17 protein-coding genes are annotated in these 25,462 nt (G+C 55.3%); 12 read left to right on the forward strand and 5 right to left on the reverse strand.

Annotated elements, in window-relative coordinates:
* Nucleotides 1-650: 650 nt before the first annotated feature.
* Entirely contained in the window at nucleotides 651-2,465 is a 1,815-nt protein-coding gene (locus RW023_RS06615; RefSeq protein WP_315580450.1) for a phospholipid carrier-dependent glycosyltransferase, read from the reverse strand.
* A gap of 65 nt (nucleotides 2,466-2,530) precedes the next feature.
* On the opposite strand from RW023_RS06615, the gene rsmI reads away from it, so the two are divergent.
* A complete protein-coding gene (gene rsmI, locus RW023_RS06620; protein ID WP_315580451.1) occupies nucleotides 2,531-3,385 on the forward strand; it encodes a 16S rRNA (cytidine(1402)-2'-O)-methyltransferase in 855 nt (284 codons plus the stop codon).
* Nucleotides 3,386-3,419: 34 nt separating this feature from the next.
* Here the strand turns inward: rsmI and RW023_RS06625 are convergent, their stop codons facing one another.
* Nucleotides 3,420-3,992, reverse strand: coding sequence for an isochorismatase family protein (locus RW023_RS06625; RefSeq protein ID WP_315580452.1), 573 nt, complete (start codon nucleotides 3,990-3,992; stop codon nucleotides 3,420-3,422).
* Between the two features lie 86 nt (nucleotides 3,993-4,078).
* On the opposite strand from RW023_RS06625, the gene metG reads away from it, so the two are divergent.
* Nucleotides 4,079-5,920, forward strand: coding sequence for a methionine--tRNA ligase (gene metG, locus RW023_RS06630; RefSeq protein ID WP_315580453.1), 1,842 nt, complete (start codon nucleotides 4,079-4,081; stop codon nucleotides 5,918-5,920).
* Nucleotides 5,921-6,039: 119 nt separating this feature from the next.
* Here the strand turns inward: metG and RW023_RS06635 are convergent, their stop codons facing one another.
* Nucleotides 6,040-7,062: a LacI family DNA-binding transcriptional regulator gene (locus RW023_RS06635; protein ID WP_315580454.1), complete on the reverse strand. Its 1,023-nt coding sequence runs from the start codon at nucleotides 7,060-7,062 to the stop codon at nucleotides 6,040-6,042.
* Nucleotides 7,063-7,291: 229 nt separating this feature from the next.
* Between RW023_RS06635 and RW023_RS06640 the strand changes: the two genes are divergently transcribed.
* The 7 genes from RW023_RS06640 (at nucleotide 7,292) to RW023_RS06670 (ending at nucleotide 19,676) form a co-directional block, all read left to right on the forward strand.
* Nucleotides 7,292-8,971: an extracellular solute-binding protein gene (locus RW023_RS06640; protein ID WP_315580455.1), complete on the forward strand. Its 1,680-nt coding sequence runs from the start codon at nucleotides 7,292-7,294 to the stop codon at nucleotides 8,969-8,971.
* Between the two features lie 201 nt (nucleotides 8,972-9,172).
* A complete protein-coding gene (locus RW023_RS06645) occupies nucleotides 9,173-12,292 on the forward strand; it encodes a glucodextranase DOMON-like domain-containing protein (RefSeq protein WP_315580456.1) in 3,120 nt (1,039 codons plus the stop codon).
* Nucleotides 12,293-12,538: 246 nt separating this feature from the next.
* A complete protein-coding gene (locus RW023_RS06650) occupies nucleotides 12,539-14,359 on the forward strand; it encodes an alpha-glucosidase (protein ID WP_315580457.1) in 1,821 nt (606 codons plus the stop codon).
* Nucleotides 14,360-14,386: 27 nt separating this feature from the next.
* Complete coding sequence (locus RW023_RS06655) at nucleotides 14,387-15,397, forward strand: ABC transporter permease subunit (protein WP_315580458.1); 1,011 nt, start codon at nucleotides 14,387-14,389, stop codon at nucleotides 15,395-15,397.
* Between the two features lie 26 nt (nucleotides 15,398-15,423).
* Nucleotides 15,424-16,410 carry a carbohydrate ABC transporter permease gene (locus RW023_RS06660; RefSeq protein ID WP_315580459.1) on the forward strand — a complete coding sequence of 329 codons (987 nt, stop codon included), beginning with the start codon at nucleotides 15,424-15,426 and terminating at the stop codon, nucleotides 16,408-16,410.
* A gap of 4 nt (nucleotides 16,411-16,414) precedes the next feature.
* Nucleotides 16,415-17,071 carry a DUF624 domain-containing protein gene (locus tag RW023_RS06665; RefSeq protein WP_315580460.1) on the forward strand — a complete coding sequence of 219 codons (657 nt, stop codon included), beginning with the start codon at nucleotides 16,415-16,417 and terminating at the stop codon, nucleotides 17,069-17,071.
* A 130-nt stretch (nucleotides 17,072-17,201) separates the two neighbouring features.
* Nucleotides 17,202-19,676, forward strand: a complete 2,475-nt coding sequence (locus RW023_RS06670; RefSeq protein ID WP_315580461.1) for a TIM-barrel domain-containing protein — start codon at nucleotides 17,202-17,204, stop codon at nucleotides 19,674-19,676.
* Here RW023_RS06670 and RW023_RS06675 read toward each other — a convergent pair.
* Together RW023_RS06675 and RW023_RS06680 are read right to left on the reverse strand one after the other, a co-directional pair.
* Nucleotides 19,673-20,146 carry a hypothetical protein gene (locus RW023_RS06675; RefSeq protein WP_315580462.1) on the reverse strand — a complete coding sequence of 158 codons (474 nt, stop codon included), beginning with the start codon at nucleotides 20,144-20,146 and terminating at the stop codon, nucleotides 19,673-19,675. The two genes, RW023_RS06670 and RW023_RS06675, sit on opposite strands and share 4 nt — an antisense overlap.
* An 11-nt stretch (nucleotides 20,147-20,157) precedes the next feature.
* Nucleotides 20,158-21,744 carry a PspC domain-containing protein gene (locus RW023_RS06680; RefSeq protein WP_315580463.1) on the reverse strand — a complete coding sequence of 529 codons (1,587 nt, stop codon included), beginning with the start codon at nucleotides 21,742-21,744 and terminating at the stop codon, nucleotides 20,158-20,160.
* A 128-nt stretch (nucleotides 21,745-21,872) separates the two neighbouring features.
* Between RW023_RS06680 and RW023_RS06685 the strand changes: the two genes are divergently transcribed.
* The 3 genes from RW023_RS06685 to RW023_RS06695 all read left to right on the forward strand — a co-directional run bounded on the left by RW023_RS06685 (nucleotide 21,873) and on the right by RW023_RS06695 (nucleotide 25,461).
* Nucleotides 21,873-23,168, forward strand: a complete 1,296-nt coding sequence (locus RW023_RS06685) for a PspC domain-containing protein (protein ID WP_315580464.1) — start codon at nucleotides 21,873-21,875, stop codon at nucleotides 23,166-23,168.
* A gap of 26 nt (nucleotides 23,169-23,194) precedes the next feature.
* Nucleotides 23,195-23,851, forward strand: a complete 657-nt coding sequence (locus RW023_RS06690; protein WP_315580465.1) for a response regulator transcription factor — start codon at nucleotides 23,195-23,197, stop codon at nucleotides 23,849-23,851.
* A 119-nt stretch (nucleotides 23,852-23,970) separates the two neighbouring features.
* Nucleotides 23,971-25,461 carry a DUF1846 domain-containing protein gene (locus RW023_RS06695; protein WP_315580480.1) on the forward strand — a complete coding sequence of 497 codons (1,491 nt, stop codon included), beginning with the start codon at nucleotides 23,971-23,973 and terminating at the stop codon, nucleotides 25,459-25,461.
* Nucleotide 25,462 lies beyond the last annotated feature (1 nt).

Genomic DNA, 25,462 nt, shown 5'->3' on the forward strand with positions numbered 1-25,462 from the left:
ACTGCACCTGGGAGGGTGTGGGAGAGTAGGACACCGCCACAACACTCTTCAAGAGAGGGGGGTTTGGAACACTGTTCCAAACCCCCCTCTCTTTTTACCTACACCCACCCACACAACACACACAAACACACCAGTGTTTCACACCCGTGTCCACACACGCGCCTACCGGGCGAACGCAACACGGGCCTAGCGGGCTAGTACGGTGCATACCCCACACAAACAACACACGTCCCTTATGCGCAATGGGCTCGGAGACGCGGGCCTAATTTGATAGCTTGCGTATCTTTCTTTGTTCTCTTCGTATGAGGCCTTAGAGGCTTTTCTGAGTGGAGTTTTGAGTGACTAATTGGGTCTTGTCCGGTCGTCTGTTTTCGCAGGCGGCAGAGGCGTATATGAAGAGGCGTTTATCTGGGGTTTCAGGCAATTCAGTTTGTCGACCATGGATGGTTATTAATTAACTTTTGCGGTGCCCACTTAGTCTTCTGGGAGCTAGTTAGTCTTTGGCTTCCAGTCACTCTCTTCGACTCAGGCGCTTGGACTCGGTGTCTCTTCGCGGCGCATTTGATGCAGCCTTTCTTCGCTATCTAAAAGCAGTGCCCGCGAACGGACGTTCGCGGGCACATGTGTCTTACTGCGAATGGCAGTTCACTCTAGATCCACGTCGGGAACCACATGTGAATGTGCCAGAAGTTGTACGAGATGAGATCTCCTCTCCACAGGGGCATAAAGAAGATCGAGACAGCTGTAATGAGTAGAACAATGACCACAGCGCCAATGGCAAACCTTTGACGCGTCACGACATTAGCGCCCATCCATCGGTAGTCACCCTCTTCAAGCGGCTGAGACGCATACATGCGGTCAGGATCTACCTCACAGCGAGTTTGATCGAGCATGAGCCCAATTACCCATGCCGCACTCAGGCAGACAAAAGGCACGAAAGCAATCGTGTAGAAATTAAAGATCGTCCGGTTTGCGTTCAAATACCAAGGGAAGTACATCGCCAAGTATCCGCAGACAACAAAACCGGTCCTCCAGTTGCGGTCCCGAAGCGTCACGAACAAAACGATGAAGAAGGCAATGGCCGCAAACCACCACAGAAGCGGATTCCCTAGTGCAACAACGGCGTTGACACAATCCGACTTATCGCAGCTTGCATCTGCGATTTTGTTCCATGCGAAGGACGTTGGACGTGCCTGAACAAACCACTGTGCGGGATGAGCCTGATAGGTGTGCGGAGTGGTTAAACCCGTGTGGAACTTCAGCATTCCTACGTGGTAGTCCCACAGGTCGCGGAATGCTCCAATAAAGCCGTGAGTTTTGTGACCGTACGCGTTCCAGTGCCTAAACCAGCCGAACCATGAGGCGACATACGTGATGACTGCGGGCGGAACCATGGCCAAGAATGCAACAGAGGTGTCATTGATCAAGGTTGCGTAGAACGCGCGTGGATGCCCAAAACGGCGGCGCGTCATCCAGTCGCGGAAAGCAACAAACAATCCCAAGACAGCCAGCGCGTAGAGCCCTGACCATTTGACCGACATCGCAAGGCCACACAAGATGCCTGCGACCAATAGCCACCAGCGTGCACCCGCATGAGGGCCGATTCGAGAGGGATTATCAGGATCCGGCTTCCATTGGGAAAGTTTTTCGACCAAACGTGGATGTGAGATCTCCTGATCTTTCAGGACGGCAAGGAATGCGGCAGCGGCAAACATCGCCAGGAACACATCCAAAAGCCCAGTTCGCGAGAGAACAATTGCGATGCCATCTGTTGCCATAAAGAATCCCGCAAGTGCTGTGATAGCGGGGGAACGGAACAAATGCTGTGCAATTCGCGCGGTAAGGAAGACAAGAATGATTCCTGCGATGGCTGCACTGATGCGCCAGCCGACCGGATTGGTTGCTCCGAAGACGCGCATTCCCAAGCTGATCAGCCACTTTCCGACCGATGGGTGAACGACGTAACCACCATTGGTCGAAAGCCCAGAGTAATCACCCGAGATAAACATCGGGTCGTTATCTTTCGCCCAGCTTCCCTCATAGCCCAAAGTCATCAGGGAGTAAGCGTCTTTCACGTAGTAGGTCTCATCGAAGACCAGAGTCTTAATTGTTCCAAGACCAGGAAGCCTGATGAGCGCCGCCAAAAGCGTCGTTACAAGAGTCGCAACCCAGCCGGCTTTCGCAGACATCGGGAAACGCGCCCACCTGGGTATGGGGACGGGTTTCCATTCGCGTCCTGTCCCTTCGGGAGCGGTATCAGCCTCTTCGTCGTCTGCTGATGCCTCGTTCGCCTCTGCCGAGGCCTCTTCGTCCTCTGCCGAGGCCTCGTTTACCTCCGCCGAAGGGCTAGGCTCGCCTTCCTCGGCCTCGGGAAGAGGCTCGGGCTCAACAGCCGGGGAAGCCTGGTCCGGACCCAAGGCGGGGTCTTCGGGAATATCTGAATCGGAAAGAGTCTTGTCGTCCACCCGACCAGTTTACCGAGGCCCCTGCTCAACTGGAGTAGCACACCCAAAGGTGCGACGATTGACGCGTGAGTGAAGACCAGGATTACATTCAGGCCCCCGCGTCAATCCTCCTTGCGGCCACCCCGATTGGCGACGTGCGCGATGTTTCCGCGCGCCTAGCCCCTGCACTTGAACAGGCAGACATTATTGCTGCCGAAGACACGCGCCGCCTCCTTGCCTTGGCCTCGAGAATGGGAATCCGTCTGAGCGCCAAGCTCATGAGCCTCCACGATCACAATGAGTCCGCTAAGGCCTCGGCAGTCGTCGAGCAGGCGCGGGCGGGTGCGCGCGTCGTCATGGTTTCCGATGCGGGAATGCCGACGGTTTCCGACCCGGGGTTTCGCCTGGTTCACGAGGCCACGGCGGCTGGCGTTCACGTCAGTGTCCTCCCGGGCCCCTCGGCTCCCGTTACTGCGTTGGCCCTGTCTGGGCTTCCCTCCGATCGCTTTGCTTTTGAGGGCTTCCTTCCCCGAAAAACTGGTGAAGCAACGCGCTATTTGAAGGCCCTTGCGCAAGATCCTCACACCCTGATCTTCTTCGAATCACCTAAACGCGTCCATGACACTCTGATTCTCATGGCTGAGGTCTTTGGCGCCGATCGACAAGCCGCACTGTGTAGAGAGCTCACAAAAACCTACGAAGAGGTGATCCGCGGGAGCCTCGCTAAGCTGGTTCAGGCCACAGAAGGTGAAGTTCTTGGTGAAATCACGCTGGTGATTGCACCCGGGCATGCGCAGGGCAATGCGGATGACCATGTTGAGGCAGTGCTCGCCTTGGCAGCAGAGGGGATGCGTTTGAAGGATGCCGCTGCCGAGGTTGCCGAGGCCACAGGGCTACGAAAGAACGAGCTTTACCGCGCGGCACTTGCACGCACAAACTAGGGAAGCGGGTGCGAATCAGAGCAGCAGGTGCGAATCAGGCATGCGAAGAGACTAGCTCAACTCCGGCCTCGGCCATGCGTGCGACGGCGAGCTCGCCCAACTCGGGGCTGATGGGTTCGGTCAGGTCGGTGAAGACTCGCACTTTATAACCGTACTTCACGCCGTCCAGCGCTGTTTCGCATACGCAGTGGGACAGTGCAAGGCCAACGATATCCAGCGAATCAATACCTTTGTCGTGAAGGAGCTCAAGCAGGGGACGCTTCGTTGCTGCATCTTCGCCCTCGAAGGCAGAATAAGCGGCCTCGTACATGCCCTTGTGGATGGTGATATCCGCGTGGAGGTCAGCAAGGGCTGGGTGCAGCTCGGCCTCGGCAGTACCTGCAATCCCGTGAGGAGGCCAGGTGTCGACGAAGTCGGGATGGTCGGAGAAATGCGTCCCCGGATCGATATGCCAGTCCTGCGAGGTCACGATGCAGTCGTAATTCGCTGCGTGAACGGCAACAAAATCTGCAATACGCTGTGCTAAGGCGTTTCCGCCTTCAACGGGAAGATCTCCCCCCTCGCAAAAAGTAGGCTGCATATCGACAACGACAAGCGCGCGGGGCATTGGATCCTCCAGAAAATAAACGATAGATACTATTGAGAATAGGACAGAGGCGACTCGAATGCCAATAGGCATTAAACTAGGGGACCATGAGTCGTATTTTGTCTGCCGTTGCTTGGCCTTATGCCAACGGTCCTCGCCATATTGGTCACGTCGCCGGTTTCGGAGTCCCCTCCGATGTGTTCTCTCGCTACATGCGAATGGCTGGGCACGACGTGCTGATGGTGTCCGGAACTGACGAGCACGGAACTCCCATTCTGGTTGCTGCCGATGGCGCGGGAATCAGTGCGCGTGAGCTGGCCGACCAGAACAATCGACTCATCGTCGAAGACTTGGTTCAACTGGGACTGTCCTACGACCTTTTCACGCGCACGACCGCTGGAAATCACTACCGCGTTGTCCAAGACATGTTCCGGACCGTCCGCGATAACGGTTACATGATCGAACAGGTCACTCGCGCGGCGATCTCGCCTTCGACCGGACGCACTCTTCCTGACCGTTATATCGAAGGTACCTGTCCTATTTGTGGTGCAGAGGGTGCTCGCGGTGATCAGTGCGATAACTGTGGTAACCAGCTTGATCCCACAGATCTGATCAATCCTCATTCACGAATCAACGGTGAAACCCCCGAATTCGTGGAGTCCGTCCACTATTTCTTGGATCTTCCCGCACTGGCAGACGCGCTGTCTGCATGGCTGGATGATCGTGACCGTTCCGGCACATGGCGTCCCAACGTCATCAAGTTCTCGAAGAACTTCCTTGAGGATATTCGCCCGCGTGCGATGACACGCGATATTGACTGGGGCATCCCCGTTCCCGGGTGGGAAGATCAGCCCGGTAAGCGCCTCTACGTGTGGTTCGACGCGGTTATTGGTTACCTGAGCGCTTCTATTGAATGGGCGCGCCGCACGGGAGACCCCGAAGCGTGGCGTAAGTGGTGGAACGATCCCGAAGCCCTGACCTACTACTTTATGGGCAAGGACAATATTGTTTTCCACTCGCAGATCTGGCCTGCGGAGTTGCTGGGTTACAACGGTCAGGGATCAAAGGGGGGCCAGCCCGGTGACCTTGGCGTGCTCAATCTGCCCACTGAGGTCGTCTCTTCAGAGTTCCTCACCATGGAAGGTAAGAAGTTCTCTTCTTCGCACGGAATCGTCATCTATGTGCGTGACATGCTCAGCCGCTACCAGGCTGATGCGCTGCGCTATTTCATTTCTGCGGCTGGTCCCGAGTCCTCTGACGCGGATTTCACTTGGGCAGAATTCGTGCGTCGCACGAACGGCGAGTTGGTGGCAGGCTGGGGCAACCTGGTCAATCGCACCGCCTCGATGATCCACAAGAAGTTCGGCGAAATCCCCGCGCCGGGAGAGCTCCAAGAAATCGATCGCGCGCTGCTGGACGCGATCGCCGCGGGCTTTGACGAGGTGGGAGACCTGATCCGTCACCACCGCCAGAAGGCCGCTCTTGCCGCTGCAATGCGTTTGGTTGGCGAGGCCAACAAGTACGTTGCTGACACCGAACCCTTTAAGCTCAAGGCCCCTGAAGAGCGTGAGCGTTTGGCGACCGTGTTGTGGACGCTGGCGCAGGCCGTGGCCGATTTGAACCTCATGCTCTCTCCTTTCCTCCCTCACGCCGCAAATGATGTGGATCGCGTGATGGGTGGCAGCGGCGAGATCGCTCCGATGCCCTGCATCAAGGAAGTTGAGGAGTTGGATCCCGAGGTTCTTCCCGCAGACTTTGAAGGCCGCACGGGATACCCGGTTATTACCGGCGATTACACGAAGGTTCCCACCTGGGAGCGTCACGATATCGTCGTTGGCACTCCGATCGAAAAGCCGACCCCGGTCTTCCAGAAGCTTGACGAGGCCATTGTCGAGGAAGAGCTTGCGCGCTACGCGGAGTCTCGTCCTGACGACGTGACGGGAGCCTGAGCTTTTTGAGCTGTTGGAGGGTGTGGCCCAAGCCTTTTGGCTTGGGCCACACCCTTTTGGGGGTGAGGAAGGCGAATGGGGGAGTACGCCCGCTTCTTAGCGCGTGGCCTCGGGAAGGGCTAGAGTGCGCTGGGGAGAAGATCCTTGCAGATCGCCGTGGTGCCGCGAACAACTAACTCGGGATCGAAGAGAAGCTCAACGTGCTCCTTGGCGTTTTGCGGGCTTTCTATCAGGCATGCGAGTGCAGAAACGGCCGCCCCACTTAGGGCGTCGACCGGCTGGCGAATGGTCGTCAGTCCCGGAGAAATGTATCCAAGGTAGCTCGAGTCGTCGTAGCCAACGACGGAAATATCATCGGGGACCTGTAGGCCCTGGATCGTCAGTGACTTGAAAGCACTTAAGGCGAGCTCATCGCTTGCGCATACGATTGCACTCACACCTGCATCTGTCAGACGCGCTGTTGCAGCCTGTGCGGTTCCCAAGCCATAAGATGCCCATTCCACATACTCCGGCTTAAGGTCGAGCCCTGTACGGTTCGCAAAGTCAAGGGCAGAATTGTACTTCGTGATACTGGGGTAGTGGTTTGGATTGCCTAGAAGCAAACCGATGCGAGTATGTCCCTGATTCACGAGGTGTTGAAGAGCCATTTCCGTTGCAAGACGATCGTCTGTGCGAATGAAGTAACCCGGTATGTCTGGATCACCAGCATTGATGAAAACCATTGGAGTTCGATGCTCAGCAAGGCGCTGATAGATCGAATAATCGTTGCCCTTGGAGTCGTACTGGCCGGAAAGGAAGATCGCGCCATCAATCTGTTCAGAAAGCGCCATTGACAGCAGGGTTTCTTCACTGGTGCCTCCCGATGTGTAGGTGCACAGGAAAGGCAAAATATTGCGTGCGGTCAGTTGAGTGCATATTGCCGTAAGTAAAGATGCAAAAACAGGATTGACCAAGGTAGGGGTAACGACGGCTATATGTCGGGGCTGATTTCGCCCGACAGTGTTCGAAATACCCATACTTTTTGCGGTATTGAGCACGGCCTGACGGGTGTCGTCGGAAACGCCTGGTTTTCCGTTGAGAACGCGCGATACCGTCGCTTGGCTGACGCCGACTTCAGCGGCAACGTCTGCAAGTGTTTTCACTATTTTCTCCGTATTCCACCGTTACATTGGATGGGAGTTACCTGAATGCTCTTAGTGTATATGAAATCGTTATTTACGTAAAGACATGAAAGACTTGCGCAAGGCTTGCTTTCATTGTTACAGTCGTCTCTGTCAGAAGGAACTGGTCATTGTGGATCGGCTCTCTGAGAGTGCATAGCTGCATAGCTTCACAGCAAGCGAACGATAATCTAAGGAAGGATTATCTCCAATGATGAAACATTCACCTGTGGCGCCCGTACTGGCAAGCGCACTGGTTGCCGCATTGGCGTTGAGCGCATGTTCCAAAGGCGCATCATCCGACAACACCGCATCGGATGGCCGTCCTGTCGTGACTGTCCAGATTGTTAAGGACGCACGCACCAAGCCTATGAGCGATCTTAAGTGGACGAAGGACCTTGAAACTGCCTGTGGTTGCAGCATCAAGTGGCTGGAAACCGCGGCATCCTCGTGGGATCAACAAAAGAGCGCTGCTCTGGCAGCCGGCGATGTTGCCGACCTGACCATTGCGGGCTTTGATTCGAGCGATATGGCAGAATTTGGCTCTCTGTTCATGGACCTCACTCCTGAGCTGGACAATCTGCCGAACGTGAAGAAGATGTTCGATGCGGAACCCTACTCGCGGATTGTTTCTACCAACACCAAGAATCAGATCCTCGGTGTGGGTCGTTCCACCGTTCCTCTCTCGGCCAATACCGGTAGCCACATGTTTATTAACAAGGCATGGCTCGATAAGCTGGGGCTGGCAGTCCCCACCACATGGGATGAGCTTAAGACCGTGCTCAAGGCATTCAAGACCCAGGACCCCAACGGCAACGGTGTTGCTGATGAGATTCCCTTGGACTTCAACAAGCCTGGAACCAATGGATTCGAAGGCTTTAATCCCAACCTCTTATTGGGCTCTGAAGGTATCACCCTGAGTTCTGACTCCAGCTTGGGAATGTACGCCGACAACGGCACCGTAAAGAACTACCTGACCGATGAGCGCTACAAGAACTTCGTGAAGTTCATGAATGAGCTGTGGTCGGAAGGCCTGATTGCTCAGGACGCATTCACCCACGACTGGTCCACCTACACCGGTCATGCAAAGGGCGATGGAAAGACCGCAACTGTTGGTATGTCCTGGATGTGGACGCCCTCAGATCTCTTCGGTTCTGAGCTGGGTAAGCAGTACATCACCATTCCGTCCCTGAAGGCGAAGGAAGGGCAGACCACTCCGGTTGTGTGGGCATGGAGCGGCGACTCAATGGCCTATGGCGCGAACCAGATTGTTGCGAAGGCTGAGCCTGCAAATAAGGAAGCAACACTGAAGCTGATGGATTCCTTCTACACGCCTGAAATTGGTATTCAGGCAACCTACGGTTCACTCGGCGAGTGTGTTGAGAAGGAAGCTGACGGCACCTACAAGGTTCTTGAGCCTGCTGATAAGAGCAAGAATGCAGGTGACTGGCAGTTCACCAACGCGCTTGCTGACCGCGCTCCAGTGTGGATCAACAGCGAATGGAAGCTGAAGCTGCCTGCAGAGCACACCGAGGTTTTCCCAGTGGACGCTGTCTACAACGAGAATTGGTCCAATATCGACCTGAACTCTGATATTCTGTATGGAAACATGCCGACCACTGATGAGCAGGCAGATATCCTCTCTCGTAATGCGACCGGTATCAACCAGAACGCGATGGCGAAATTCGCACAGTGGGTCACCAAGGGTGGCGTCGATGACGAATGGGATCAGTACGTTGCTGACCTCGAGGCAAACAACCTTGCAGAGAGCATCAAAGTCAAGCAGGACATCTACGATGCCTACAAGGCTCAGATGAAGCAGCAGGGCGTTGATCTGAACTCCATGTTCAAGACTCAGTCCGACGACAAGTCGGCGAAGTTCACCAAGTAAGTCACGGCTGGCGTGCCCTGTGAGAATTCATAGGGCACGCCAGTTTTTTACACCTGGGTTTTCTGTACGTGTCTTGAGCGCAGAATTCCCTCCCCCCATCAACTTTCCTCCCTCCATATTTCTCTTATCTCTCTCGCATTGCTGCAGTGCTGCCGCAGTGCATTTCACCCACATTGAGTTCCTAAATGAGGAAGGTAACTGATGTTCTTTGGATTTCTCCATCGAGTGTTTGGGGCGGTGGGGCATACCTTCGGGCATATCCCTCATCTGTTCCATATGCGCCATCCGCTGATCACTATTTTTGGTGCTCACCGAGTTGTGGCCATCTGCGTCACCGTGACAACGACGATTGTCATCGGTGTTGGTGGCGTGACCATTATTATTGGCCCCACAAATGGTGATACAACCCCGCAGATTCCTGGGCAAGAGCAGACTACTCCAACGCCGAAGCCGGAAAAAACACCAACGCGCGAAGATAAAATTCGTACCTGGTGGCATGAAAATGGCGTGAAGGATGCCGAAAAGCCTCTTGCTAACAATGAGGTTCGTCAGTCACCCTTCTATTCGGTATCGGTCTCGGCCGTCGATGGTACTGATTCGGACAATAGTTCGTTTACCTATATGTCGATCCCGCGCAACGGTAACCCCATGCGTTCCGACCTCAATGACGATGGCGCCAAGTTCCAAGCCGATAATCACGTGACGATGAGCTGGTCCTCGTTCGAATATGACACCGATGTCTTCGTCGATGTCACTTTGCAGACCGGTGCGAAACTGACCGATGTCAATCAGGTTACTGTTCGCCCTGCCAAGGCGAATATCGAAAAGAAACTTCTGAACGACACGACTGTGCGTCTGTATATACCTCAGAACAACGATGGTTACCGCCTGTCCGTAGAGTTCGCTCCCGAACTCATGGATGTGTACCGCTACCAGGGAGGGCTCACCCTTGAGGGCGGAGAAGGTCACGAATACGTTGGAACTGAGCCGAAGAACTCCATGTTGCTCTTTGCTCAGCCCTGGGCCTCGCGCGTCGATCCCACGACGATTCCGACCGAGGCTGACGGAACAATTACCTATGTGACCCCGGGTGAGGTCACCAACTTGGATACCGTCGACACCGATATTGTGTATTTCAAAGCCGGTACCTACTGGATGACCAACAAGTATTCTGCGAACCTTCCAGACCGCGTGAAGTGGGTCTATTTTGAGCCCGGCGCCTTCGTTAAGGGGGCCTTCCAATTTGGGGTCAATGAAAACATTACGAACTACAAGGTCACGGGTTACGGTGTGCTTTCAAGCGAGCAGTACCTCTATGAGACAGACATGTCGAACGGATACAAGACCTTGGAGCATAAGGACGGCGCAAACTGCCATGCCACCTGTGTTAAAGCTCTGAAGTTCACCTCTACTACTCCGCATCAGGTTCTTGACCTGCAAGGTGTGACTATCAAGGAGCCGTCATACCACTCCTTTGTGGAATATGGTTTCCGTCCCGCTGACCCCGAAAAGGGCAGCATGAGCGATGCTGAGTTTGCCGAGGCCGTGGCCCGTAACAGTGCGATCGAGGGTGCGAACGAGCAGTCCTTTAGTCAACGCGTTCGCAACTACCAGCAGGTGGGTTCCTGGTACTGGCAGACCGATGGGATGGAGCTGTATCCCGGCTCGACCATGAAGAGTTCGTTCTTCCATACAAATGATGACGCGATGAAGCTTTACCACAGCAACGTGGATGTTTCGAATGTCGTGGTGTGGAAGAACGATAACGGCCCCGTTTTCCAGTGGGGCTGGAACTACCGGAATACTGAGAATGTGAAGGTCGATGGAACGACCGTTGTACACAGCTTGATGAATAACTCGGGTGCAACCAACACCTGTGTATTCAACTCATCTCCGCACTGGAACGGCGGCGCCTTTGATTACTCGGATCCTTCAACGACTTTGAAAAACTGGACCATTTCCAACACAGTCGTGGAGGGAAGTGTGAACTGTGGTTTCCGTATCTACGCGCTGTCGAATATGGAGAACTTCAAGATCGTTAACTTCCATGTGGATTCGTGGAATGGGCAGCCTGAAGCCAATGTTGTTAGCCGTCTGACCCGTCCTGCAAATAAGGCGGGGAAGAAGGTGACGATCGGCAATGAAACTGTCGACCACAACGGTATTGAGATTCGTAACTTCAGCGTTGGCGATACCTTCGTGACGAAGGCCGGCGGAAACTGGGCATCCAATGAGCTTGGTCGTTTGGATTTCGATGCAGATTGCTGGGATAACTGGAACGCTACCGCAGACGGCAAGCCTGAGAACATGCCGACACTGAGCGTTGAAGGGCTCAAAGATCAGGAATCTTTGGATTCTCGTCATCTTTCGTTTAAGGGAACAACCGACGGTAATCGCGTTGTCCTGACGGTCAATGGAACGAATACGGAATTGCCTGTTGTCGCCGGCGCATTCAGCGCTGATCTCACCTTGGATCGTGCGATCAACTCGGTGCGCGTGAGTGCATACTCGCCCGAGAATACCGTGAGTCGAGCAAGCTACACGATCTACTCCTTCGGTGACAAGATTGGCACCTTGAGTGATCCCAGCGGTGATGATAACGGCGCCGGAACGGTTGTCTACCCGAAGAGTGAGAACTTTAATCCGGGGAGCTTCGACCTGCTTGAAACCTCCGTGTATCGCGATAACGATCACTACCAGTTCATCACGCGAATGGCTGCTCCTGTGAACAATCCGTGGGGTATGAACCAGATGAGTACCCAGCGACTGAATATCTATATTCGCAGCGAAGCTAATACCTCAACTGATGTGACGCCTCTGCTAGCGGGCACGAACACCTTCGCTCATGGCGGTTGGGACTATGTGCTGATTGCTGATGGGCGTTCGGAATCTTTGCCCTACAACATGGGTGTCTATGACAATGCGGGCAAGTTGAAGGGCGAGGTGACCTTGAAGGTTGCGGGGAATCGAATCATGATGTCCGTTGACCGCAGTGCACTCGATGGCGTGGACTTGGCAAAGGCTTCGTACCAGGTGTCAATCTATTCCTCCTCGGAAGATGGGGAAGGCGTGGGCAATGTTCGTCCGATCTACTCGGCCGAATGCTACGCGGGCGCAATGGGATGCCCTGACTTTGTGAAGAACTTCCGCTTTGGTGGTGGAAAGGGCATCGTTACTAATGAGTCTCCGTATGATTCGGACACCACAGATTCCAACGCAGTTGACATCATCTCGGGTGTCATCGAGCAGTCCAAGGCTCTGAGTGTGAACGAAGAGGGCAAGGTTGTGGTTCCCTTTGTTGGCTTCGACGCGCGCCAGTAGAGATAGAGAAAGTGCGTAAGCTGGAGCCAGAAGGGGGTTCTCGGTAAGGCGCTGTGCTGAGCGGAAATGCTACTGAGGAAACCCTCGATATTCAGGGGTGGGCATGAAAGTGTCCACCCCTGAATATGTTTTGTAATACTTGCGCAAGGATTTCATTATTGTTACGCTAAAGGGGTAGCGCATGGACGCGCTTCCAAACCCTCGCAAGAACATGCGGCAATGTTGACGACTGAGAAAGTTATTGCGATGACAGAGCAATTAAATGCTGATTTCGCTGCGACTCGCAACGCTGCGGCGAAGACCCCTTGGTGGTCGAACGCTGTGGTCTACCAGATTTATCCGCGCTCCTTTCAGGACGCAAACGGCGATGGGATTGGTGATATCCCCGGGATCACCCAGCGCCTGCCCTATGTGGCAGAACTTGGCATTGACGTTATTTGGCTGTGCCCCCTGTACGTGTCGCCCCAAGATGACAACGGCTACGATATCGCCGACTATCAGAACATCGACCCCATGTTTGGGACTCTCGATGATATGGATGAGCTGCTTCGCAGTGCCCACAGCCTAGGACTAAAAGTCATCATGGATTTGGTGGTGAACCACTCCTCTGATGAACACGCCTGGTTTATCGAATCACGAGACAAGACCAGTGACAAAGCAGATTGGTATTGGTGGATGCCCGCAAAAGAAGGGCATACTCCAGGCGAACCCGGAGCCGAGCCCAACAGCTGGGGCAGCTATTTCGGTGGATCTGCGTGGACCTATGACCCGCAGCGCGGTGAATACTTTTTCCATCAGTTCTCCGCCAAACAGCCCGACCTCAATTGGGAAAAGCCCGAACTGCGCCACGAAATCTACAAGATGATGAACTGGTGGATGGACCGGGGGATTGACGGATTCCGCATGGACGTCATTAGCCAGATCTCCAAGACTTTGGATAGCCGCGGAATGCTCCCTGGAACCGACGGATCCGACATGGAGATTTATCCCGTCGGTTCCGATGGATATTCCTCACCCTTCGATTTCTGCACGGATGGCCCGCGCTTGGATGAATTTCTCCACGAAATGTACGAGGCCGTCTTTGCGGGTAGAGAGGGCTTCCTGACCGTCGGCGAGGGGCCTGGTATTTCCAATACCCGCGCAGCACACATCACCAACTCGGCCAGTGAAGAACTCGACATGCTCTTCCTTTTCGACCACGTTGGCATTGACGACGACGGTCCAGCAGGGAAATGGTCTGTCGTGCCGTGGAAGGTTTGCGACCTACGCAATGTCTTCGCAGGTTACGAAGAAATCGTGCGCGATGGTGGATGGACTAGCCTCTTCTACTGCAACCACGACCAGCCCCGCGTTGTGTCCCGTTGGGGCGACGACAGCACGGAAGAACTGCGCTCTCGAAGTGCAAAGGCGCTTGGCCTCGTCCTTCACATGCACAAGGGAACCCCCTACATCTACCAAGGCGAAGAGCTGGGTATGACGAACGCAGGCTTCACCAGCCTTGACCAGTATCGCGATGTCGAATCCCTGAACCACTACCGCCAATACGTCGAAGAAGCGGGGATCTTGACCCACGACGAAATGATGAATGCGCTGGCACTCAAGGGCCGTGATAATTCGCGGACACCCATGCAGTGGGATGACACAGCCTATGCGGGTTTCATTGACGAACAAAGCGGGCACGCCCCCTGGATTTCTGTCAATGCGAACAAAGACGTGATTAACGCAAGGCGTCAGCAAGATGACCCCGATTCGGTCTACCACTTCTTCAAGAGACTCATTGAACTGCGGCACACTCAAGACATCGTTGTTGCCGGAGACTGGGAATTAATTGCCCAAGATTCCGACTCTGTCTACGCCTTCACAAGGCGCTTGGGGGATGAGAGCTTGGTGGTTGCCGCCAATCTGTCCACTGCCACCGTTGAGCTGCCAACAGAAGTTGCAGAACTGGTGGGGGAGCCTCTCAATGAGCGCGTCCTCATCACTAACCAGGATGCCGCCCGCACATGCGAGGAACTGCAGGATTGCCACCTGCGCCCGTGGACGGCCTTCGCTTACACACTCGGCTAAATTCCTGGACGAAACGAAGAGGTTGCTATGTCCACTACAGAAGTTCAGCCACGCGGCACAAAGCCGTTACGCTCCACCCCTGCCTTAGAGCAGGCCAGCACAAAAGTGAAGAAGACGCCGAAGGCTAAGGGCGCTCCCTGGTGGACTCCTGCGGCCCTCGCGAACCACTTCCGGCTGTACTGGCAGTTGTGGATCATGGTTTTGCCGGCGATCATTCTGATCCTGATCTTCAGCTACGGGCCAATGTATGGAATCCAGCTGGCTTTCCGTGACTTCGATGTCACCAAAGGTATTACGGGCGGAAAGTGGGTAGGACTGAAGTATTTTAATCAGTTCTTCAGAGACCCAATGTTCTGGCAGATTATCCGCAACACCTTACGCATCAGCTTGTGGACCCTGGTCACGGGTTTCTTTGCCCCGATCATTCTGGCCCTGCTGATCAACCAGATCGCAAGCAAAAGAACGAAAACTTTCGTTCAGACAATCACCTACATGCCTCACTTCATCTCGACAGTGGTCATGGTCTCGATGCTCAATATCTTCCTCGCGCCAAATTCCGGTTTGATCAGTAAGCTCTTTGGCGGTGCGGACCTCATGGGAACCGCCTCTGCATTTACGCCGATTTACTGGATGAGCGAAATCTGGCAGCACGCCGGATGGAACTGCATCATCTACCTGGCTGCACTGTCATCAATCGACACCGCGCTTTACGAGGCCGCGAAAATCGACGGTGCAGGGCGAATGCAGTTAATTCGATACATCGATATCCCGGCCATTTTGCCGACCGCAGGAATCCTTCTGATCTTGAATATGGGATCGGTACTGGGTGTCGGTTTCGAAAAGGTCTGGCTGATGCAGAACACGCTGAATATCACTGCTTCCGAAGTCATTGCGACCTATACCTACCGCATCGGTATCTTGGCCCACCACTACAGCTATTCCACTGCAATCGGTTTGTTCAACAGCGTTGTGAACTTCATCTTCCTGGTGACCGCAAACAAGATTGCAAAGAAAACCAGCGACACCAGCTTGTTCTAGAACCGGCGTGAAGAAAGGACTGAATCATGTCTGCAGCAACACCTGCCGCAAAGATTTCCGGTCACACGGCCGGGATGGGAACATCGAGGGAGCGGGCAAGGGAACCGAAGCCAAAGAAGAACCTTGGCGCATTGTGGCGAACGCGCTCTGCCTCTGACTGGATCATTGATGGAATCATCGCTTTGATCATCGCGGCCATCGTTCTGGCAATTTTGTACCCGATGTGGTTCATCATTGTCGCGTCTTTCTCAGATCCGAACTTGGTATCGACCGGTAAAGTCACGGTTCTTCCCAAGGGTATTAATTTCAAGGGCTACCTCAAGATCTTGGAAGATACTCGTATCTGGATTGGCTATCGCAACACCTTGCTGTACTCGCTCCTAGGCACAGCAGTGAACCTGATCGTCACGCTTCCAGCGGCCTTCGCCCTGTCCCGTAAAGAATTCAAGCCGCGTCGCGTGATCTTGTTCTTCTTTACCTTCACGATGTTCTTCGGTGGCGGCCTGATTCCCAGCTACCTGCTGATGAAACAGCTGGGACTGCTCAACAGCATCTGGGTTTTCATCATTCCGGGTGCCTTCAGCGTATTCAATATGATCATTGCCCGTTCCTTCTTTGAGGCTTCGATCCCCGAAGAACTTCATGATGCGGCGCAGGTTGATGGTCTGTCGTACTTCGGGTATTTCAACAAGATCGTGTTGCCTCTGTCGACGGCGATTATCGCGGTTATCGGCCTGTACTACTTCGTAGGACACTGGAACGACTACTTCACCGGTTTGATCTACATCCGTGACCAGAACCTGCAACCTTTGCAAAATGTTCTGCAAAACATTTTGTTGGCAAACCAGACGCAAGTTGGTTCCGTCGGAATGACCGCAATGGATTCGCAGAACTTTGCTGATCAGATCAAGTTTGGCGTGATTATTGTTTCGACAATTCCTCTGCTGATCATCTACCCCTTCCTGCAGAAGTACTTCAACAAGGGCGTCATGATCGGCGCCGTCAAAGGCTAGAACAATGACCAGATTGGCCCTGACCTACGAGCGCTTGTGCCGCATTGTGCTGATGGTGTTTGTCACCAACATTGCGATGCTCGTCCACACGCTCATGGGACTGATTGTGGGAGGATTCTTCCCCTCAATCGCCGCGGCATATGCGACATTTCGGACTTGGCTGATCGATGAGGACCAGTCGTGGCGCATTCGCCACACATGGGTGGTGTTTCACCGCGCATGGAAAGACGAACTCACTCAGGCCAATCTCTTCGGTTGGGGGCAACTGCTCATTGGCCTCGCCCTAGCGTGGGACTACTACCTGGTGAATTGGAACGACCTGGGTGGAGTCATCGGCGTTGGCGTCTCGGGACTATTGCTCTTACTCAACCTTGTGTTCTGGACCGTGGCGGCGCTGTCATGGTCAGTGCGTGCGAATTTCGATGAGCCCCTCCCGTGGGTTGTGCGCATGTCGCTGAACATGACACTGGCCCGCCCTGTGTGCACCCTGCTCCTCCTTGCCTTCACGGTCATCATTGGGTGGACGTGGAGCCAGTGGCCAGGCGTGTTTATGGTCTTCGGCGCTGCAGTTCCGATTTTTGCTGTCCAGGCAGTGATTTATAGTTTTGGAGGGCTGCCGGGAATGAGCGTCAAGGACCGACCTTCCCCCGAGCGCCGCTGACGAGGCCGTCGCCGGGGGCGGGGGAGTATCCGCTTAAGCCTGCCGAGGCCTCGGCAATAAGAGAACCCGGCAACTTTCCTTCCCACAACCTTCTTCCAACCACCTTAAAACCCGTAACCCAGGAGACCCAATGTTTCCCATCCCCTCTGTGAAGGCGCAGATGAACCCCCAGACCACCTTTGTTGGGGAGGGATGGCGAATCGGCTTCCTGACTGATGCCCTAGTCCGCCTCGAATGGTCGGATTCCGGAGTCTTTGAGGACGAGGCGACACAGGTCGTCCTCAACCGCTGTTTCGAGCAGGAAACGCCAAAAGTTACCTACTCCCAGCGAGGCGGAACGCACGTGTGGGAGACCTCTTCCATCCGCCTGGTTTTTGACGGTCAGAGCTTTAGCAAAGAAGGACTCAGCGCCGTCGTCAAGAACGCTGGAGGTGGCTTTGGGACCACGTGGCACTACGGAGATGAAGGACACGCAAACCTCAAGGGAACTGCGCGCACTCTAGACGGTGTGAACGGGGCCTGCGAACTGGGCATGGGGCTTATCAGCCGTGATGGATGGGCAGTCCTAGACGACTCACAATCAAATCTCGTGCAGGCTGACGAAAGTGCGTGCAGGGCAGGTTGCGTAACACGTCCGCGCGGCCACTCAGAAATTGACATCTATTTCTTTAGCTATGGAAACCGTTACGCAGATGCCATTCGCGACTTCTATCGTTTGAGCGGTCCAACTCCACTTCTGCCGCGTTGGGCTCTGGGGAACTGGTGGAGCCGCTACTACCCCTATTCGCAGGGTGAATACCTTGCGCTGATGGATCGTTTCAGTGCAGAAGGAATTCCTTTCACAACCGCTGTTTTGGATATGGATTGGCATATCACCGATGTTGATCCGCGCTTTGGTTCCGGATGGACCGGATACTCGTGGAATCGTGAGTTAATTCCAGACCCGCGTGCTTTTACACAAGCCCTGCATGATCGAGGCTTGCGTATTTCTGCAAATGTGCATCCCCGCGATGGCATACGCGCATACGAGGACGCCTATGCGAAGGCTGCAGAAACGGTAGGGATTGACCCAGCCAGCGAAGAACCGGTGGAATTCGATCTGACGGATCCGAGCTTCATTCGCGCCTATTTCGACATGCACCATGATCTGGAGACTGATGGCGTCGATTTTTGGTGGATTGATTGGCAACAGGGCGGTGTTTCACGTCAAAAAGGTCTGGATCCGCTGTGGATCCTCAACTACCTGCACTATTTGGACATGGCCTCGGCATCTTCAGAAGGTGAAGATCACTGCCGCGCCTTCCCGCTGATTCTCAGTCGTTACGCCGGCCCAGGATCGCACCGCTATCCAGTGGGCTTTTCCGGAGACACGGTGGTCAGCTGGGAATCGTTGAAATTCCAGCCCTACTTCACGTCAACGGCCTCGAATATCGGATACGGCTGGTGGAGCCACGATATCGGTGGACACATGCTGGGCGTGCGCGACGAAGAACTGGAAGCACGTTGGTACCAGCTGGGTGTTTTCAGCCCGATTAACCGACTGCATTCGAGTCTGTCGCCTTTTGTAGGCAAGGAACCGTGGAATTTCCAGCAGCCCGTGCGCGATATTATGCGCAATGCGCTGATCCTGCGTCACCGCCTCATTCCTTACCTGCACACAATGAACTGGCGCGCTGCAACAGAAGGAACGCCACTGGTAACTCCCATGTATTGGGCTCATCCAGATGCAGGTATCGCCTACGACGTGCATGAACAATTCATGTTTGGCACGCAGCTGATGGTTGCTCCGGTGGTGACCCCGCGCGACGTGAACACGCGCCAGGCGCGCACGCGCATGTGGTTCCCGCGCGGCCAATGGTTCGACTTCTTTACCGGACGCCGCTACGACGCCGAAATGGATGGTGGGCTGCGCGTGAATGTGTGGCGGCCACTGGAACTTGTTCCTGTTTTTGCGCCCGCAGGCGGGATTGTCCCCCTGCAAGAGCTGGATCGCAGCATTAATGATTGCTCGAATCCACAAGCGCTGGAAATCCTTGTCTTCCCCGGTGCTGATGGTCACTTCACTTTACGTGAAGACGATGGTCGCTACCCCGGTGTCAATTGTGAGCAGCGCAGTGGCGAAGTGCGAACTGAGATCGCTTACGACGACGCCCTCGGAACACTCACTATTCACCCAGCAACGGGCTGTACTGATGCGCTTCCCGCCCTTCGCTCCTGGACTGTGACCATGCGAGGCATTAGCAGACCAACGCAGGTGAGCGTCAATGGGGAGCCCGCTCAGTTTACTTACGAACCCGACACCCTGAGTGCGTGCGTGACAGTTGACGAGGCCGAGGTGAGCCAGGTTCTAGAAGTTTCCTTCGGGGGTGGGACGCGCCCCGCCTTTGCGGAAAATCCGGTTGAAAACGATATCTACCAGGCCCTGCTTCGCTGTGAGATGGATGCTCTGGCGAAAGATGACGCCTATGCGATGGTGCGTCGTCTGGGACGTCGGGCACTCCCGCAGCTTCGCACTTTGGATCGAGGAAAAGAAGCGGGCATGTTCCGTTCGGAAATGCCCGCCTCAGTGATCGAAATGATCGAGGAAATTCTGCTCCGCAGCTAGCGCTTCTTGTGCGTCATCACGGTGCTGATTCCCGCAATGATAATGAGGAGCACACCCATGATCGCCAAGGTCCCAATTGCCACCAGCGCAAGGTTTGCTGCCTTGACGAAAGCCATGGCGATCAGTGCGATAGCGGTGAAGATAATGATGCACGCCCAGAGTAGCTGCCCAATGCGCACGCCTCGATAGGGAGCTTCCTTCACGTCCTCGGCTGACCACACGTGAGCGGGAGGAACAATCGGGGTATTTTGCGGCTCAAATGTGCGTTCCGAGGCTGGGGAAGCGTCGGGCGTCGCCCCTGTCGCTGCTCCTGTCCAGGCTGCAGAAGTGTCGGGCGCCTCGGCCTCGGTGTCAGCATCGGCAGAAATTTTTTCATCCCCAATCGGCGCGTCTGCGAAGGAAGGCAGTGGCTTTGTTTCGTCGTCACTGAGTGGCAGGGCAGTGGTCTGGTCAAAGTCGTTTGTACTCATGACAATTCCTTTCAGTGCTGGCCGGCTGCTGGCGACTCAGAAGATGCGCTTGGCGAAGGTGACTGGCTCTGGCTGGCTGATGGAGAAGTTCCCGTGGAAGGAGTAACGCTGGGCGTGGGAGAGGCACTTGCAGAAGGCCAGGGATCTCGATCGACGGAGCTTCCGGTTTCTTCAATGTCCAGGGCGACAAGTTGGTTTGCATTGAGGAAAACAGTGATCCCCTGGCCTTCCTTCCAGCTGGAAGAAGTCAGAACTGTCGGACTATTACTGTCGAAACCCTTCCACTTATGGTCGCCATTGAGATCAAGATCGAAAGTAATGGGCTGCTTCTGAGTGACGATGCGGATGGGCTGACCGTCGCGAACGCGGATGTTTGCAGAGGGAATCACCTGGGCGTTCACAGTGATGTCTTTGGTGAGGCCATCGGGCGCATGAGAGAGGTCAAGCTCTAGATTGACGACATTGGAGCCGTTGGAGCTTCCAATGGTGTCTGAGCGCCAATCAGCATCGGTATTAATGTTTCCCGCCACGGATGAGTAGTGGAATGGAGCGGTGGTGGCGTATGCCATGCCTCCCAGCAGCGCTGGAATCGCAAAGAACATGCCCAGTACCGACAAGATGGTGAGCATGACTGAGGAACGGTCGCGAAGAGCAGCGATCAGGTGCGCAATGCCGACAATGAGCAGGCAGGCAGCCGCGCCAGTCAAAGCGATCTGTACACCTCGTTCAACCTGAGCTGGGGTGCTGTATCCGTTTCGGTAGAGAAGGAAGAAAGTTCCTGCCAGAGCAAGGAAGACCAGCCCGTAGACGCATAAGACCAGAGCGCGGGGGACGACTCGAGAGCGGAGGGCAGGCTGTGTGGCAAAGGGGGCGAAACGCCTTCCTGCGCTTTGCGGAATTGTTTGTCCCGAGGCCTGGGGCTGAGAGTCACCGGGGGTGAAGGGAGTCTGGACCGGCGGAGTTTGCGTGGAAGGGGTTTGAACAGGGGGCTGCGAGTCAGCCGTCTGTGCCGCTGAAGGCGGTGCAGGAGGGAAAGTGTAGTAGTCCGAGGATGTCGGGCCCCCCTGTGTGCGCCAATCAGGAGTTGTATCTGGCATGGTTTCTTCTCCTTGAGGAGATGCAGGGGTGAAGGGGGATGACGCTGCCTGGGACGATGGCTGCGTCGATGGTGTCGCGCTCCAGTACTGGCCCTGTGTAGGTCCCGTCTGCTTTGGCCGTGCAAGCAGGACTGCAATCACGACAATCGCGACGGGGAAGATCAGAAAGAGGGGAATCCACACGAAAGCGCGAAAGAAGCCAAGCGCGATTCCTGAAGTCCCACCGCCAAAGACCGCTAAGAGGATCGCTCCGATGATTGCTGCATCGAAATTGCCCTTGAGCATTTCGTCAACGTGGATACGGCCATCTCTGGCCTCGGGAAGGAAAACCCACGCTAAGGCGTAGAGGGCGCAGACTACGGGGAAGAAGAGCGCGGCAATAACGACGGCAATCCTCAGGGAATTCACGTCCCATCCATAGCGCTGTGCCAATCCTTGGCACACGCCTCCGATGACGCGAGGCTCTCCACGGAAGAAGCCGGAGTGACGCAACGAGTTCATGAATCCTTTGTTCATGATTCCACTGTGCCCGTGTTGCTGGCGAAAAGATATGGGGGGATGCCCTGATCGATCCCCGATTCTTTCCCCAGCCTTGCGCTTCGGGTCCCGATTCGTGTGAAGATACAGATGTGAGTAATGAGCAGCATGTGTGGCAGTCGGGCGAACAGAAGCCCCGTGGGTATCACTGGACCCCACCGCAGCTTCACGAACCCACACGTGTTCTGCGTCGCTCCAGTGCGTCTTCAACCGATATGCCTTTGCCTTGGATTGGCGGAGTCTGTGCGGGAATTGCCTCGATGCTCGGGGTATCTGCCGGAATCATTCGCTTCGCATTTGTGGCGGCCCTACCGGCTTTCGCAGTTCCGCTTTTCGTGTATCTGTGGCTGTGGCTTACTCTTCCCGACGATCCCGGAACCTCCCAAAGCGCCCCCGAACGTCTACGTGCTCCGCTGGCCTCGGCGGAAGAAATTGTTCGACGCGAGCACGACCAACGCAACTTACGCCTGCTTTTGGTCGGATTGGGTGCGCTGGGCCTCGCCCTTGCGATTGCCTACCTGCTTTTTACGGGGATAGCGGGACTGCGCGATATCGCCGCAGCGGTCCTTGTCCTTGGCGGGATCGCAGCAGTGTGGACGCAAAGTACTCGTGCGCATTCATGGAAAAACCCGCTCTTTATCCTCATTACTCTGGCTGGAATGATCTTGGTTGCCAGTGGCTTGGTACTGGCCTCATTTCGCGGGCAATCACCGTGGGATATGGTTCGAGGCGCGATCTTGGGTGGGTCCCTGATCCTCTCTTTCGGGGTTGCGATCATTCCTCTATGGGTGAGAACTTCACAAGAGAACACAAGAGCGAAAGAGCGCGAGAAACGTGAAGCCGAGCGCGCTGACATGGCCGCACACCTGCATGATTCCGTCCTTCAGACGCTCACATTGATTCGCAATAATGCCGATAATCCAAGTTCGGTTCGCGCGCTGGCCTTGGGGCAGGAACGTGAGCTGCGCTCGTGGTTGTACACGGGGCGTGAAGAAGCGGCAGATTCCCTTGCCGAGGCCCTGCGTGAAGCAATTTCCACCTTGGAGACAACCTTTGGTGTTGAGGTTGGCGTTGTGACGGTTTCCGATATGCGCCCAGGCCCCGGTGAACTTGCTATGGTCGCCGCTGCTTCCGAGGCCGTTTCCAACGCAATTCGCCACGCACGACCGCCCGTGAGTGTTTACATGGAGGTCAGGCCGCAGCGTACGGAGATCTTTGTGAAAGACTGCGGAGACGGCTTTGATATTTCTGCGATTCCCGAGGACCGTCACGGCGTGCGTAATTCGATTTTCGGCCGCATGGAACGAGCAGGCGGAACCGCTCAAATCCGCCATCTAGCCAGTGGAACCGAGGTCCATCTCTCTATGCCTGTAGATACACTTGAGTGACGATGCCCGCTGAAGGAGACAATTCCATGACAATTCGGATTCTGGTCATTGATGATCACGCCCTGGTACGTGCGGGCGTGCGCGCTGAGCTCGAATCCAGTGGTGCCGACTTTGACATTGTTGGCGAGGCTAGCGACGTTGAGGGAGCTATTGCAGCCTGCCACGCCCTCACGCCGGATGTCGCTCTCCTGGATGTTCACCTGCCTGGAGGAAACGGTGGCGGTGGCGCTGAAGTTGCGGCCTCGTGCGGTGACGTTGAGGGGCTCCGTTTCCTTGCACTCTCGGTGTCAGATTCCCCCGAAGATGTTGTTTCGGTTATTCGTGCGGGCGCTCGCGGATACGTGACCAAGTCGATCTCGACTCCTGAGCTTGTCGAGGCCATCGAGCGCGTTGCCGCGGGAGATGCTGCCTTTTCGCCGCGCTTGGCTGGTTTTGTTTTGGATGCTTTCGGAGGGGCGAGCGCCCCCATTGCCGCTCACGATGATGAATTGGATGTGCTGTCAGCTCGGGAGCAGGAAGTCATGCGTTTAATCGCGCGTGGATACCCCTACAAAGAGGTTGCCTCTGAGCTCTTTATTTCCATTAAAACCGTGGAAACACACGTGTCTGCCGTGCTGCGCAAGCTTCAGCTATCGAATCGAAATGAGCTCACGCACTGGGCCATGCAAAGACACATTATTTAGTCTTTCAGGTGCCTTGCGGTGAAGTTCACCCGTGTGCTGGGCGCTTCATGGACGGAGTTGCGGGGTAGGGGCGATACCATGAGTAGTCCTTGCACCACGATGCCTTGGGAGTGGCGATCATGCACGCAATCGGTTTCGACCGCGATCAGTATCTAGCCCTTCAATCTGAACACATTGCGCAACGCCGCCAGCAGTTCGGTGGAACCCTGTACTTGGAATTTGGCGGCAAGCTTGTTGACGACATGCACGCCTCTCGCGTTCTTCCCGGATTCACCCCGGATAACAAGATTGTCATGCTTGCTGAGCTTGCCGACGAGGCCGAAATTGTCGTCGCCGTCAACGCCCAGGATTTCCAGCGTCGCAAGATGCGTGAAGACCTGGGAATCACCTACGAAGATGACGTCTTCCGTCACATCGATATGTTCCGCGAATACGGGCTGTACGTGGGCAACGTTGTCATTACCCGGTGGAGCGACTCCAATGAGCAGGCACACGCCTTCAAACGCAAGCTCGAGGCTCGTGGTATCAAGGTCGCGCGCCACTATCCCATCGAGGGCTACCCGAACAACATCGACCTCATCGTCTCCGATCAGGGGCTGGGGCGTAACGAATACGTTCATACGACTCGTCCGCTGGTGATTGTCACCGCTCCAGGACCCGGTTCAGGTAAGCTCGCAACCTGCCTCTCCCAGCTCTACCACGATCACAAGCGCGGAATGACCTCGGGATACGCAAAGTTTGAGACCTTCCCGATCTGGAATCTTCCCTTGGACCACCCCGTAAACGTCGCCTACGAAGCGGCCACCGTGGACTTGGATGATGTCAATATGATTGACCACTTCCACTTGAAGGCTCATGGCGAAACGACGGTTAACTACAACCGCGATATCGAGGCCTTCCCCGTCCTTCGTCGCCTGCTCGAGAAGATCATGGGGTCCTCTCCCTACCAGTCGCCCACCGACATGGGCGTCAACATGGCGGGCTTCTGCATCAGCAATGACGAGGTCTGCCGCGAGGCCTCGAAGCAGGAAATTATTCGCCGTTGGTACAAGGCTTTGGCGCTGGAAGCTCGTGAAGACTTACCTCCTGTCCAATCCGAGCGTGCAGCGCGCCTGATGACAGCCATGAACCTGACCAGCGCAGACCGCCCGGTTGTTGCTCCCGCGCTTGAGCGTGCCCGCGAAACCGGTTACCCCGCTGCTGCGATGGAACTGGCCGATGGTCGCATTGTTACCGGAAAGACTTCAGACCTGCTGGGGCCCTGCTCTGCGATGCTTCTCAATGCGATGAAGCTTCTTGCAGGTATTGACGATGATGAGAAGTTGCTTGCCCCCGAACAGATTGAGCCCATTCAAAAGCTCAAGACTGAGCACTTGGGCAGCCGCAATCCTCGCTTGCACACCGATGAGGTGCTGATCGCTTTGGCTGGATCTGCGCGTTCCAACGAACGTGCAGCTGCGGCCTTGAACCAACTGTCGAAACTGGCTGGTTGCGATGTGCACTCTTCAGTTCTGCTGGGCAGCGTTGATGAAGGCATTCTTCGCCAGCTTGGTATGAATGTCACTGCCGAACCCGTTCACGCAACCAAGGGCGTCTACCACAAGCACTGAA

Origin of the sequence: uncultured Actinomyces sp., from assembly GCF_963542285.1 — a bacterium.
Taxonomy (GTDB): domain Bacteria; phylum Actinomycetota; class Actinomycetes; order Actinomycetales; family Actinomycetaceae; genus Pauljensenia.